We start from the raw sequence: 12,918 nt of genomic DNA, 5'->3' as shown, positions 1-12,918 counted from the left end.
GTCGCCTTACGTCCTGGTGTAGAGATCGGCGTATTGCTGCCGCAGGATGTTCTTCTGAACCTTACCCATCGTATTACGCGGCAAGTCCTCGGCGAAGATGATGCGTTTGGGCTGCTTATAGCGCGCGAGACGGTCCTGGAGGGCGCTGACGATGCCCTTTTCATCGAGGACGGCACCCGGCTTGCACACGACGACGGCGGTCACGCCCTCTCCGAAATCGGGATGCGGCACGCCGATCACCGCGCTCTCGACGACACCTTCGATCTGATCGATCTCGCTTTCGACCTCTTTCGGATAGATGTTGTATCCGCCCGAGATCACCAGATCCTTGCCGCGGCCGACGATGTGGACATAGCCGTCCCGGTCGACCTTGCCGAGATCGCCGCTGATGAAGAAACCGTCGGCGGTGAATTCGGCCGCGGTTTTCTCCGGCATGCGCCAATAACCCTTGAAGACGTTCGGCCCCTTGATCTCGATCATGCCGGTTTGTTCCGGAGGCAGCGCCTGCCCGGTGGCGGGATCGGTCACGCGCACCGTCACATCAGGCAGCGGGAAGCCGACAGTCCCGGCAATCCGCTTCCCCTCGTAAGGGTTCGACGTGTTCATATTGGTTTCCGTCATGCCGTAGCGCTCGAGAATCGCGTGACCGGTCCTTGCCTGGAACGCGGTATGTGTTTCCGCAAGCAGCGGCGCCGAGCCTGATATGAAGAGGCGGATGCTGGCTGCCGCCTTTTTGTCGAAGCGCGGGCTTTGCAGGAGGCGCACGTAGAAGGTCGGCACGCCCATCAGCATCGTTGCCTGCGGCATCAGTGAAACGACTTCGTCGGCGTCGAATTTCGACAGCAGGAACATCGAGGCGCCGGCGAGCAATGTGACGTTGGTGGCGACGAAGAGCCCATGCGTGTGGAAGATCGGCAGGGCATGGATCAGCCGGTCGCCTGACGTGACGCGCCAGTAGTCTCTCAGGGTCAGGGCGTTCGAGAGCAGGTTTCCATGCGTGAGCATCGCTCCCTTGGAGCGTCCCGTCGTTCCCGAGGTGTAGAGGATCGCAGCCAGATCATCGGCGGAGCGCGAGGCGTCGACAAAATCGGCCGGCTCGTCGCGCGCCAGATCGAGTAAAGAGCCGCTGCCGTCGGCATCGAGCGTTTCGACGATCGCGCCGTGGCGCTTGGCGATCGTCTCCACGCCTTCCCGAGCGGCCGGCGCAACGACCACCAGGCGCGGCTCCGCATCGCCGATGAAATAATCGAGCTCGGCCAGCGTATAGGCGGTGTTGAGCGGCAGGTAGACGGCGCCGCTGCGAAGACAGGCGAGATAGAGGATCAATGCCTCGGCGCTTTTCTCGACCTGCACGGCAACCCGGTCGCCGGGGCGGATGCCGAGCGCATCCATCGCGCTGGCAATGCGGCCGGAAAGGGCGAAGGCGTCGCCATAGGTCCATGTCTGCCCGCTGCCGGTCCGAATGAACGCTGCCTCGCCGGGCGCTGCCGCCCGCATGGCGTCGAAAAGATGGTTGCTCACTTTCGCCCTCCTCCAAGCGTTGAGTTCATAAGTTGTGCGAAGGCTCGAGAGCCCTGCTGGCCACTGCCGCCGCGGCGGCCTTCGTCGCTCTGGTTGAGCAGGCTTTTGACGGCGGGCGAGGCGATCACCTCGCCGCGCTGCGCCAGAGCCTCGTGGTTGGCCACGATATCGTCGAGCTTATAGAGGTAGTTGACCATCAGACCGTGTGCCTGCTCGATAGCCTTGGGTGAGCGGTCGCCGAGAAAATTCACGCGTTCAAGCCGCGCCCCGTTGCCGAGATGGAAGCGGGCGACAGGATCGACGGGGCGGCCCTCCGGCGTCCGTTCGGCCAGGAAGTAGCGCGCCGCAAGCGGCAGCAACACGCGCTCCACTTCGGCCGCGCTGTTGTCGTTGTCGGGCCAGTTCGGATCGTCCAGCAAGATCAGCGTTTTCAGGGAGGCTTCGGACAGGAACCGGTCGGTGGTCGAAGCGCGCGCCTTGGCAAGCCAACGGGCAAAACCCGGGACGGGCGACAGGGTGACGAAATTCTTCAGGCCGGGCAGATCTCGGCGCAGATCTTCCACGACCTGCTTGATCAGGAAATTGCCGAACGAGATTCCGCGCAAGCCGTCCTGGCAGTTGGAGATGGAATAGAAGACCGCCGTCGTCGCCTCGTCGGCATTGATCTGCTCCCTCCCCTCGTCGAGCACGTCGGCAATCGCCTTCGGCACGGAACGGGTGAGAGCCACCTCGACGAAGACGAGCGGCTCATCGGCCAATCGGGGATGGAAGAAGGCAAAGCATCGGCGGTCGGCCGGCGCCAGGCGACGGCGCAGCTCCTCCCAGCCGGCAATCTCGTGCACGGCCTCGTATCGGATGATCTTTTCAAGGATGTAGGCCGGCGTCGTCCAGTCGATGGGCCGGAGCGTCAGAAAGCCGCGATTGAACCAGGAGCCGAACAGATGCGTGAAGTCGGCGTCCAGCGCGTCATAGGCTTCGGATCGGTCTTTGGAAGCCCGCAGCTGCTGACGCATCCGCACGAGCCTGGCGGTGCCGTTCGGCGCGTGATTCAATCGGCGCAGGAGTTCCTGCCGCCGCGGCTCCGCGGCCTGGTGGAGCGCAATGACCGCAGCGGAGCTTTTGTCCGTGCGGTAATTTTCGATCGCCTGGTCGAGTCGGCTCGCATCGGGCCCGAACTTTTCATGCAGCATGTCGAAGAATGCCTGCGCGGCCTCGCTCTCGGACGCACCCCAGCGATCGAGTATCTCGGCCGCAAGAGCTATGCCGGAGGCTTCACCGCGGCTGGACAGCAGCATTTCACAGAGGGTCTGGAGATCGGCTTTGGCGGCCGCCTGCGTGTTGCGCGAGCCGGAAAACAGAAGCTGGCGTCCGTGATCCGTGATGCTTTGCAGCATATCGGTGAAGAAAGAAGCCTCAGGCATGCCATTCTCCTCTCTTCCGAAGACGGGCCGCATTGCGCGCGCCATTGGACATCTGCTTCCCATCGCCGAACTTCGCCGGTAGTATGTAGATTGTCACGTTTCGTACACGACGTCAATGTTTGTGTATACAAGAATGACAATCATGTATGAGGAAAGCAAAACAAATGTCCGAGAATGTCGGCCGATGGCTTCGGGATGAGATTGAAAATGCAATACTTTCCTACGAATTCGCCCCAGGCGAACGGCTTGATGAAACGGTGCTTGCCAATCGGTTCGGCGTGTCGCGAACGCCGGTGCGCGAAGCGCTGATGCAGCTTGACGCCATCGGGCTGATCGAAATCCGTCCGCGCCGGGGCGCCATCGTGATCGATCCGGGGCCGCACCGCATCTACGAGATGTTCGAGGTCATGGCGGAACTCGAGGGCCTCGCGGGATCGCTCGCCGCACGCCGGCTGGACAAAGCCTCCCGGGAAGCGATCACCGCCACCCACGGCCGCTGCGAACAATCGGCCGGCGCTGGCGACAGCGACGCCTATTATTACGACAACGAGGAATTCCATAAGGCCATCTACGCCGCGAGCCGAAGCGATTTCCTACAGGAGCAATGCGTGCAACTGCACCGACGCCTGCGACCCTATCGCCGTCTGCAACTGCGCGTGCGCAACCGCTTGTCGACTTCCTTCTCGGAACATTGCGCCATCGTCGATGCGATCTTTGCCGGAGACGGAGACGAAGCTCGCCGCCTGCTGCGAACGCATGTCGGCATTCAGGGAGAGAGGTTCAGCGATCTGGTCGCGAGCATGGCGACGAGATGATTGGACGCCAGACGAACTAATCCAAAAACCCATAAAGCCAATCCCGTGTGTCCTCCGGCAGCGAGGCCGGCGATTTGTCCTCTCGGTTGCGGGCCTGCCAGATGATCTCGACTTCGGCGGCGCGCTCCTCCCCGGTGTCGATCGAAACGAGGAAGCCGATCGAGCGCACGCCGATCTTGTCGACGGCGGCGGTGAAGATCGCCGGCTCGTCATGGTGCAGCGGACGGTGAAGCATACAGGAGATCTTGCTGGCGCTGTAGAGCGGTTCGTCATCGACATCGGGCCGTGCCGACCAGAAGCTCGCAATGACGGATTCAGCGTAAGAAATATAGGACGCCAGGAACATCTGGCCGTTCATATCGACATCGCGAAACGGCACGCGTATTTCCGCCACACCAGGGCGTTTCGACTGACTCATCAACAATACTGCCTTACACCATTCCCCAAAACAGACATTACTGCATAATTCATTGGATCGGAACTGGTTTGAGGAGTGAAATCTGCGAGGGTTCAAAGTGTTACAGCCTGCAGAAGCACAGCAGCAGCGCTTGTTGAAATCGACGGGCAATGCCCCATCTGCTGTGGAACATGTCACAAGCGACCGATAGAGTGTCTCCATGAGCACCCGTCTTTACGAACACCCGATCTTCCTGGAACATGTGACGCCCTCCGGCCATCCGGAGCGGTCCGACCGGATCCGCGCCATCAATGTCGCGCTGGAACATCCGAATTTCGAGCGGCTGGACCGCAAACAGGCGCCGCAGGCGAACGAGGATGCTGTGCTGCTTGCGCATCCGGAGGAGCATCTTGCCGCCGTGATGCGGGAAATTCCCGAGGAAGAAGATCGGATCAACCAGCTCGAAGCCGATACCTACGCCAGCCAAAAGAGCCTGCAGGCGGCGCTCACCGGTATCGGCGGGGCGATGGCCGCCGTCGACGACGTCTTTACCGGCCGGGCCGACAATGTCTTCGTCGCCGCCCGTCCGCCCGGGCACCACGCCGAGAAAACGACGGCGATGGGCTTCTGCTTCTTCAACAATGCGGCGATCGCCGCTCGCCACGCGCAAAAGACGCATGGCGCCGAACGCGTCGCCATCGTCGATTGGGACGTGCATCACGGCAACGGCACGCAGGATATCTTCTGGGACGATGCATCGGTGCTGTTCTGCTCGACGCACCAGATGCCGCTCTATCCCGGCACCGGCGCCAAGGAGGAAAAGGGCAAGCACAATACCATCGTCAATGCGCCGCTTTCGCCGAATGTCGGCAGCGACCATTTCCGCGAGGCGTTCAAATCGCGGGTGCTGCCCGCACTTGCCGATTTCCGGCCGGATCTCATCATCATCTCCGCCGGCTTCGACGCGCATCACCGCGATCCGCTGGCGCAGATCAATCTGACGGGCGAGGATTTCGACTGGGCGACAGGGCGAATCCTGGAACTGGCGGACCGGCATGCGCAGAACCGGGTCGTCAGCCTGCTCGAAGGCGGCTATGATCTGGAAGGGCTCGCCGAATCGGCGGGCATGCATATTCTGAGAATGATGAAGGGTTGAGAATGACTGACAGCGCCAAGCCTGAAGTATCGGGCCTTTCCTTCGAAAAGGCGGTCGCCGAACTCGAAAGCATCGTCGCGCGGCTTGAACGCGGCGACGTGGCGCTTGATGAATCGATCGAGATCTACGAGCGCGGCGAAGCGCTGAAGAAACATTGCGAAACCCTGCTTTCGACCGCCGAGAACCGTATCGAGAAGATCCGGCTCGACCGCGCCGGCAAGCCGCAGGGCGTCGAGCCGCTGGACGGCGCCTGAGCCGACCGAAGAGTTTTCGAAGACGCTTGGCGATCGGCTTGCGGCCGATCTATGATCCCTTTCGGAACGATGAGGGGACAGAGAAATGACGGACAGATTGAAGGGCAAGGTCGCCATTATATCAGGCGGCGCCACGGGCATGGGCGGCGCAGCCTCGAAGCTTTTTGCGGTGGAAGGGGCGCGCGTCGCGATCATCGACCGCAACGGCCAGGCGGCGGCCGAGACCGTCAAGGCGATCCGTGATGCCGGCGGCGAAGCCGATCACTGGACGGCCGATGTCTCGGACGAAGCAGCCGTCAATGCAGCCGTCGCGGGCGTCGAGGAACGTTATGGCGCGGTGACGGTGCTCTTCAATCACGCCGGCACGATCGTCATCAAACCGTTCCTCGAAACGACCGTTCAGGAATGGGATTGGCTGCATGCCGTCAATGTGCGTTCCATGTTCCTGATGACCAAGGCCGTGCTGCCGAAGATGATTGCGGCCGGCGGCGGTTCGATCGTCTGCACCTCGTCGATCTCGGCGGTCGCCGCCACGCCGATGGAAGTGCTTTACGATACGACGAAGGGCGCCGTGCACATGTTTGCCCGCGCCATCGCGGTGGAGTTTCGCGACCGCAACATCCGCTGCAACGCCGTCTGCCCCGGCTTCATCCGCACGCCGCATGGGTTGCGCGAGGTCGCCGACCTGCAGGCGCTCGGCGTCGACGTTTCGGATGCCGCCATCGCCGCGCAGCAGGGACGGATCGGCGAACCGGAAGATGTGGCGCGGGCCGCTCTTTATCTCGCCAGTGACGAGTCGAGCTTCGTCAACGGCGCTCATCTCTTCGTCGACAACGGCTTCACCGCGATCTGAGCCGGCGCTCTTTCGTAATGGACCGCCAGGCACTATCTCTGATCGCAGAGTTTGTGATCGGAGATCCGACATGTCCTTCTTTCCCGGTAAAGATCCCCTGCCCGGCGATGCCTTCGCCTGCGACGCGATCGAGAACCTGATCATCCCGCGCACCAGCGATATCGGCGGCTTCCAGGTGCGCCGCGCGCTGCCCACGAGACAGCGACGGCTCGTCGGGCCGTTCATTTTCTTCGACCGCATGGGGCCGGCGATCCTGAAACCGAACGAAGCGCTCGACGTCAAGCCGCATCCGCATATCGGACTTTCCACCGTCACTTATCTCTTCGACGGCGAGATCCGCCATCGCGACAGTCTCGGCACCGAAAAGGTCATCCGGCCCGGCGACATCAACCTGATGACGGCGGGGCGCGGCATCGTGCATTCCGAACGGACGCCCGACAATCTGCGCGGCCATCCACTGCTGATGTCCGGGCTGCAGACCTGGTTGGCGCTGCCGGACGACAAGGAGGAGATCGCCCCCTCCTTCGCTCACACGGAAAAGACCGACATGCCGCTGATCGAGGCGAGCGGCGTGCGCGGACGTGTCGTCATCGGCTCGTTCGAAGGCATGACATCCCCCGTCGGCGTTTTCTCCGATACGCTCTATGTCGATTTGAACCTGGAGCCGGGCGCCAAATTTCCCTTCGGCGCGGGCCATGAGGAGCGGGCCGTCTACGTGCTGTCGGGCGAGGTCGTCATCGCAGGCGACCGTTTCGCCGCCGATCAGTTGCTGGTCTTCCGGCCCGGCGATGCGATCACGCTCGAAGCGGGCAGCGACGGCTGTCACCTGATGCTCTTCGGCGGCGCGGCGCTGAATTCGAAACGCTATATCTGGTGGAATTTCGTTTCTTCCTCGAAGGAGCGGATCGAAAAAGCGAAAGAGGAGTGGCGCACCGGCCGCTTCGATATCGTTCCAGGCGACGAAGAGGAATTCGTGCCTTTGCCGGAAGGCTGAACTAAACTAGGGAATAGAGCATGATGTTGCCCGAAAACCGTTCACACTTTTCGGCATCATGTTCTAAGGTGCAAACCTTCGGTTCCTGAAATGCACTTGTTTTGCCGCATTCTAATCGAATAAAGCGGAATAAGGAAAAGCAAGAAAGAGCGCCCGCCCGTGACACAACTGCCGAAGACCCCCCTGCTCGACCAGGTCATCTACCCCGCCGACCTGCGCAAGCTCGAGGATCGCGACCTGCCGCAGCTTGCCCGCGAAGTCCGGGATGAAATGATCGATGCGGTATCGCGCACCGGCGGCCATCTCGGCGCCGGCCTCGGCGTGGTCGAGCTGACGATCGCCATCCACAGTGTCTTCGACACGCCGAACGACCGGCTGATTTTCGATGTCGGCCATCAATGCTATCCGCACAAGATTCTGACCGGCCGACGCGACCGCATCCGGACGCTGCGCCAGGAAAACGGTCTTTCCGGCTTCACCCGCCGGGCAGAGAGCGAATATGATCCCTTCGGGGCGGCGCACTCTTCGACCTCGATCTCGGCCGGCCTCGGCATGGCGATCGCCGCCGATCTCGACAAGAACGACCGCCGCGTCATCGCCGTCATCGGCGACGGGGCGATGTCGGCCGGCATGGCCTATGAGGCGCTGAACAATGCCGGCGCGCTCGATGCCCGCCTCATCGTCATCCTCAACGACAACGACATGTCGATCGCGCCGCCGACGGGTGCAATGAGCGCCTATCTCGCCCGCCTCGCCTCGGGCCGCACCTATATGGGCTTCCGCGACTTCGGCAAGAAGCTGACGGCCTATCTCGGCAAGAATATCGACCGGGCCATTACCCGCGCCGTGGAACATGCGCGCGGCTACGTCACCGGCGGCACGATGTTCGAGGAGATGGGCTTTTATCATATCGGGCCGATCGACGGGCATTCCTTCGAACACCTTCTGCCGGTGCTGCGAAACGTGCGCGACAATGGGCGCGGGCCGGTGCTGATCCATGTGGTCACACAGAAGGGCAAGGGCTATCCGCCGGCGGAAGCCGCAGCCGATAAATATCACGGGGTCAACAAGTTCGACGTCATCACCGGCGCCCAGGCGCGGGTCAAGCCGAACGCGCCGAGCTATACTAGCGTCTTTGCCGAAGCGCTGGTGCAGGAAGCGACTCTCGACGACAAGATCGTCGGCATCACTGCCGCCATGCCGAATGGCACCGGCCTCGACAAGCTCGCCGAAGCCTTTCCGTCGCGCTGCTTCGACGTCGGCATTGCCGAACAGCATGCCGTGACCTTCGCCGCCGGCCTTGCGGCCGAAGGCTACAAGCCGTTCGCGGCGCTCTATTCCACCTTCCTGCAGCGCGCCTATGACCAGGTCGTGCACGATGTCGCGATCCAGGGCCTGCCGGTGCGCTTCCCGATCGACCGTGCCGGTTTCGTCGGCGCCGATGGACCGACACATGCCGGTTCGTTCGACACCGCCTTCCTCGCCACCCTGCCCGGCTTCGTGGTGATGGCGGCAGCCGACGAGGCGGAACTCAAGCATATGGTGCGTACAGCCGCCGCCTATGACGCCGGGCCGATCTCGTTCCGTTATCCGCGCGGCGAAGGCGTCGGCGTCGAGATGCCGGTGCGCGGCGAAATCCTGCAGATCGGCAAGGGCCGCATCGTCAAGGAAGGCGCCAAGGTGGCGCTGCTCTCCTTCGGTACACGGCTTGCCGACTGTCTGCTTGCCGCCGAAGATCTCGACGCGGCCGGACTTTCGACGACAGTCGCCGATGCGCGCTTCGCCAAGCCGCTCGACCACGATCTCATCCGTCAGCTCGCCCGTCACCACGAGATGCTGATCACCGTCGAGGAAGGCTCTGTCGGCGGCTTCGGCAGCCAGGTGATGCAATTCCTCGCCGGCGAAGGCCTGCTCGACAATGGGCTGAAAATACGCTCGCTCGTCATGCCCGACATCTGGATGGAGCAGGCCAAGCCCGAGGCTATGCACGCTCATGCGGGGCTTGATCGCGCCGGGATTGTGTCGACGGTGTTCAGGGCGCTGGGGCGTGGTGTTGCTGTGGGCGTGGCGGGATAAGATTATGTGAGGTGTGCCGTGTGGCCCCCTCATCCGCCCTACGGTAGGGCGGATGAGGGGGCCACCAAGCAGATTCGTCAGTTAAAAAGGGCGGCACATCTCTGCGCCGCCCTCTGCATTTTACGCCCCTTCCGAAAGCGACGCTCTCAGAACTCCGTCCACTCTTCCTGAACCGCAGCCGCAGCACTTGCCTGCCTGCCGCCGAAAGCCTTGGCGACGGTGCGGGTCAGCGCGCGGGCCGGTGAGGCGACCGGGCGGGAGGTGGCGGCGGCGGCGCGCGGTGCGGCGGCAGCGGCGCTCACCTGGCCCAACTTGAACTGATGCAGCAGCTCGTCGAGGGCGTTTGCTTCCTGGGCGAGCGCATGGCTTGCCGCGGTCTGTTCTTCGACCATCGCGGCGTTCTGCTGCGTGCCCTGGTCCATATTGTTGACGGCGGTGTTGATTTCCTGAAGGCCGATCGACTGTTCGCGCGTAGCGGTGACGATCGCGTTGACGTGGTGGTTGATTTCCTGCACTTCGGCGACGATCGCTTCCAAGGCCTTGCCGGTTTCGCCGACCAGCGACACCCCGGTCTGGACGTGGGTGCCGGAATTGGTGATCAGCGCCTTGATCTCCTTGGCGGCATTGGCCGAGCGCTGGGCGAGCTCGCGCACTTCCTGGGCGACGACGGCAAAGCCCTTGCCGGCTTCACCGGCGCGCGCTGCTTCGACGCCTGCGTTGAGAGCAAGCAAGTTGGTCTGGAAGGCAATGTCGTCGATAACGCCGATGATGTTGGAGATTTCGCCCGAGGATTTCTCGATCTGCTCCATGGCAGAGACAGCCTTGCGGACGACTTCGCCGGATTTTTCGGCACCGACGCGGGTACGCTCGACGAGATTGCCGACATCCTCGGCGCGCTTGGCGCTGTCGCGGACCGTCGTGGTCACTTCCTCGAGCGCTGCTGCGGTTTCTTCGACGGCGGCAGCCTGCTGCTCGGTGCGGTGGGCAAGATCGTCGGCGGCGGAGCGGATCTCGCCGGCGCCGGCGTTGATCGCCGAGGCGTTGTGGCCGACCGACTGGAGAGCCGCCTGCAGCTTTTCGACGGCATGGTTGAAGTCGCTGCGCAGGCTATCATATTGCGACGCGAACGGCGTCTGGATGCGCGCGGCGACATCGCCCTCGGCAAGGCCGGCCAGGCCGCCAGCCAGAGCGTCGATGGCAAAGCGGAGTTCGCCCTCCTCGCGAGCCTTCTGTTCGTCGGTTGCCCGGCGCTGGCGCTCGGCGTCGTCGCGCATGCGGTCGGTCTCGCCGGAAAGGCGCAGCTTCTCGATCGCGGCCTGCTTAAAGACCAGCACCGACTGGGCCATGCGGCCGACTTCGTCACCGCGGTCCGTGGCCGGAACCTCGATATCGTTTTCACCGCCGGCCAGGCGATCCATGGCAGCCGTCATGCCGACGATCGGGCGGACGATGGTGCGCGACATGAGCCAGGCGAGAACGGCGGCGGCAAGCGAGGCAAGGATGCCACCGGCAAGCAGCGTCGTCGCCAGATCGCTGTTGGCATCGGCCCGAAGCGCAGCGAGCGCATTCGACTTTTCGCGTGCGGTGGCCTTGATCTTGGCGGAAGCCTGGCGGAAACCGTCGAGCTGGCCCTTGGTGGCGTTGACGCCGATCTTGACGACTTCCTCGATCGGCATGTCGGTTTCCTTGCGCGCCTTGGTCTGCGGCTCGGCGAGCTCATGGAAATAAAGGTCGGCAGCCTTCTGCATGCCGTCGATCATTTCGACCAGTGGCGGTTCGGCTGCGGCCGTCTGCTTGGCGGCGGCGATCGCCTTCAGCATGCGCTCGCGGTTGGCGAAGATATCGCCGTAGGTGCTGTCGCTGCGGAAGAGAATGAAGCCGCGCAGATTGACGGCCTGCTCGAGCATCGCCTGCAGCGCATCGTCGATCTGGTTGACCAGCAGCTCGGACTTTTCCTGCTCGGCGGAAGCGGCCGCCGATGCCGTCGCCTTGGAATAAACGAAGGCGGAAACGGACACGAAGATGAGGATGAGGGCTGCGAACGTGGCCGCAAGCTTCCCGTTCAAGGATATGTTTTTAGCGGACATCGGTGAATTTCTCCTGACGACAGTCAACGCGGCGAAGGCGGGTCGCGCCTGAAGCGCAACCGCAGGACCTTCTGAATTAGGAACATGATCGGCGGGGAGACGCCTTGCGCCTTCATGGCACGAAGCGGTTCAAACGAACCGCTGCAATCGAACCGAACCTATGCGGGCGAGCTTTAGATTTGTTTAAATTAGGCGGAGCAGCAGCGGCCCAAGCCATGATTAAAGTTGCTTAAATCAAGGCGTCTTCGGTTCCGCTTCCGGCGAATTGAGGATCAGAATATCGAAATCCCTCTCGGGATCGAAATCCTCCGCTGTCATCCGGAAGGTCGTCGGACCGATCTTCTGAACGTTGCTGCCGCAGAAGCTGATGAGACTGCCGGGCTTGCCCTTGTCAATCGTGAGCTGGAAGCGCCGGATCGGCCCCGCCCAGTTGGCGCCGGTCGACAGCACATAGGAGATCCAGCTTTCGGTATAGTTGGCTCCGCCGGCTTCGGCCTCCCCCGCCCGCTGCCGGGCAGTTCTGACAAAGTCCGCATCCAGGCAGTATTTGCGGGAATATTCCTCGAAGCGTTCGCCCTTCGGCTCGCCACCTTCGAGAAAGCTGATGGCCACGGTGCCGCCGACGGCCGGCGTGTAGCGATGCTGGACACTGACCTTCTTCTTCGCCGGAAAGGTGGTGCGCCACCAATAGGTCGAACGTAGCGTCCAGAGCGGCACAAGATCGGCGTCCGTAATCGCATAGATCAGGCCGCGGGCGATCCAGTCCTTTCGGACGGCTTCGGGAAGCTTGGCGAGTGCGTCGAGAGTCTTCTGGCTGTAGGGCAGGACGGGAATGGCGTATTTGGCAAACTCGTCCGTCACGTCGATGCCAAGCGAGATGACGCGCTGCTGCAGCTTGGCGGTGATCGGCCTGCCGTCCTGCACGGTGGAAAAATGCAGGAAATTATCGCTGTCATAGTCCGATATGGCTGAATTGTTGTCCACCTGGCCCGTTATGTCGGGCATCGGAAAGGCAACCAGGCTCTCGACGTCCTTGTCGGACATGTTCTCGAAGACGTAGCCGACGCGCACTTCCGAGGCGGAGATGAAAAGATCCTCTTCCGCCATGCTGACATCGTCGGATTGGGCGAAAATCAGCCCGCCGGTCTTGACCTCGGCCATCGTATCGTTCGCAAGCGCGGGCGAAGCGATCGCCGCCGCCGCGACTAGAAGAGTGAAGAGCTTCATCATGAAACACCCCCTTGCCTGCGGCCGCCCCGCGATTGCCGCGGCAGGATTATCGCCGAAAGCTTTTGAGGGTCAATGACGCTCTCGGGAACAAAAAGCTTGCAAGCAGCCGCTTTG

At 62.5% G+C, this 12,918-nt stretch carries 11 protein-coding genes; 6 read left to right on the top strand and 5 right to left on the bottom strand.

Annotation, left to right across the window (positions count from 1 at the left end; translation table 11 throughout):
• Positions 1-6: 6 nt before the first annotated feature.
• Positions 7-1,521, bottom strand: coding sequence for a malonyl-CoA synthase (locus ATY78_RS02095; RefSeq protein WP_088680672.1), 1,515 nt, complete (start codon positions 1,519-1,521; stop codon positions 7-9).
• Positions 1,518-2,942, bottom strand: a complete 1,425-nt coding sequence (locus ATY78_RS02090) for a malonyl-CoA decarboxylase (RefSeq protein ID WP_088680671.1) — start codon at positions 2,940-2,942, stop codon at positions 1,518-1,520. Before ATY78_RS02090 ends, ATY78_RS02095 begins: the two co-directional genes overlap by 4 nt.
• 164 nt (positions 2,943-3,106) lie before the next feature.
• On the opposite strand from ATY78_RS02090, the gene ATY78_RS02085 reads away from it, so the two are divergent.
• Positions 3,107-3,757 carry a GntR family transcriptional regulator gene (locus ATY78_RS02085; RefSeq protein WP_088680670.1) on the top strand — a complete coding sequence of 217 codons (651 nt, stop codon included), beginning with the start codon at positions 3,107-3,109 and terminating at the stop codon, positions 3,755-3,757.
• Positions 3,758-3,773: 16 nt separating this feature from the next.
• Here ATY78_RS02085 and ATY78_RS02080 read toward each other — a convergent pair whose 3' ends face one another.
• Positions 3,774-4,175 carry a thioesterase family protein gene (locus tag ATY78_RS02080; RefSeq protein WP_088680669.1) on the bottom strand — a complete coding sequence of 134 codons (402 nt, stop codon included), beginning with the start codon at positions 4,173-4,175 and terminating at the stop codon, positions 3,774-3,776.
• A gap of 199 nt (positions 4,176-4,374) precedes the next feature.
• Between ATY78_RS02080 and ATY78_RS02075 the strand changes: the two genes are divergently transcribed.
• From ATY78_RS02075 to dxs, 5 genes are all read left to right on the top strand, one after another.
• Positions 4,375-5,310, top strand: coding sequence for a histone deacetylase family protein (locus ATY78_RS02075; protein WP_088680668.1), 936 nt, complete (start codon positions 4,375-4,377; stop codon positions 5,308-5,310).
• A gap of 2 nt (positions 5,311-5,312) precedes the next feature.
• A complete protein-coding gene (locus ATY78_RS02070) occupies positions 5,313-5,564 on the top strand; it encodes an exodeoxyribonuclease VII small subunit (protein ID WP_088680667.1) in 252 nt (83 codons plus the stop codon).
• Between the two features lie 85 nt (positions 5,565-5,649).
• Positions 5,650-6,417: an SDR family oxidoreductase gene (locus ATY78_RS02065; RefSeq protein WP_088680666.1), complete on the top strand. Its 768-nt coding sequence runs from the start codon at positions 5,650-5,652 to the stop codon at positions 6,415-6,417.
• 70 nt (positions 6,418-6,487) lie between these two features.
• The gene (locus ATY78_RS02060; RefSeq protein ID WP_088680665.1) at positions 6,488-7,411 is read left to right on the top strand and encodes a pirin family protein; all 924 of its coding nucleotides are present in this window, start codon (positions 6,488-6,490) and stop codon (positions 7,409-7,411) included.
• 159 nt (positions 7,412-7,570) lie between these two features.
• The gene (gene dxs, locus ATY78_RS02055) at positions 7,571-9,487 is read left to right on the top strand and encodes a 1-deoxy-D-xylulose-5-phosphate synthase (protein WP_088680664.1); all 1,917 of its coding nucleotides are present in this window, start codon (positions 7,571-7,573) and stop codon (positions 9,485-9,487) included.
• 146 nt (positions 9,488-9,633) lie between these two features.
• On the opposite strand, the gene ATY78_RS02050 is transcribed toward dxs, so the two are convergent.
• Together ATY78_RS02050 and ATY78_RS02045 are read right to left on the bottom strand one after the other, a co-directional pair.
• Positions 9,634-11,574 carry a methyl-accepting chemotaxis protein gene (locus tag ATY78_RS02050; protein WP_088680663.1) on the bottom strand — a complete coding sequence of 647 codons (1,941 nt, stop codon included), beginning with the start codon at positions 11,572-11,574 and terminating at the stop codon, positions 9,634-9,636.
• A gap of 234 nt (positions 11,575-11,808) precedes the next feature.
• The gene (locus ATY78_RS02045; RefSeq protein WP_088680662.1) at positions 11,809-12,804 is read right to left on the bottom strand and encodes a DUF4424 domain-containing protein; all 996 of its coding nucleotides are present in this window, start codon (positions 12,802-12,804) and stop codon (positions 11,809-11,811) included.
• Between the last annotated feature and the right edge of the window lie 114 nt (positions 12,805-12,918).

The organism is Rhizobium sp. R635, assembly GCF_002211285.1.
Taxonomy (GTDB): domain Bacteria; phylum Pseudomonadota; class Alphaproteobacteria; order Rhizobiales; family Rhizobiaceae; genus Rhizobium.
The sequence above is the reverse complement of the archived record's forward strand: the minus strand, read 5'-3'. Positions and strand labels throughout refer to the sequence as shown.

Bases quoted from the DNA above. Each gene is read 5' to 3' on its own strand.
- ATY78_RS02090 (WP_088680671.1), bottom strand. From the start codon at position 2,942: ATGCCTGAGGCTTCTTTCTTCACCGATATGCTGCAAAGCATCACGGAT.
- ATY78_RS02085 (WP_088680670.1), top strand. From the start codon at position 3,107: ATGTCCGAGAATGTCGGCCGATGGCTTCGGGATGAGATTGAAAATGCA.
- ATY78_RS02050 (WP_088680663.1), bottom strand. From the start codon at position 11,574: ATGTCCGCTAAAAACATATCCTTGAACGGGAAGCTTGCGGCCACGTTC.
- ATY78_RS02080 (WP_088680669.1), bottom strand. From the start codon at position 4,175: ATGAGTCAGTCGAAACGCCCTGGTGTGGCGGAAATACGCGTGCCGTTT.
- ATY78_RS02075 (WP_088680668.1), top strand. From the start codon at position 4,375: ATGAGCACCCGTCTTTACGAACACCCGATCTTCCTGGAACATGTGACG.
- ATY78_RS02065 (WP_088680666.1), top strand. From the start codon at position 5,650: ATGACGGACAGATTGAAGGGCAAGGTCGCCATTATATCAGGCGGCGCC.
- ATY78_RS02060 (WP_088680665.1), top strand. From the start codon at position 6,488: ATGTCCTTCTTTCCCGGTAAAGATCCCCTGCCCGGCGATGCCTTCGCC.
- ATY78_RS02070 (WP_088680667.1), top strand. From the start codon at position 5,313: ATGACTGACAGCGCCAAGCCTGAAGTATCGGGCCTTTCCTTCGAAAAG.
- ATY78_RS02045 (WP_088680662.1), bottom strand. From the start codon at position 12,804: ATGATGAAGCTCTTCACTCTTCTAGTCGCGGCGGCGGCGATCGCTTCG.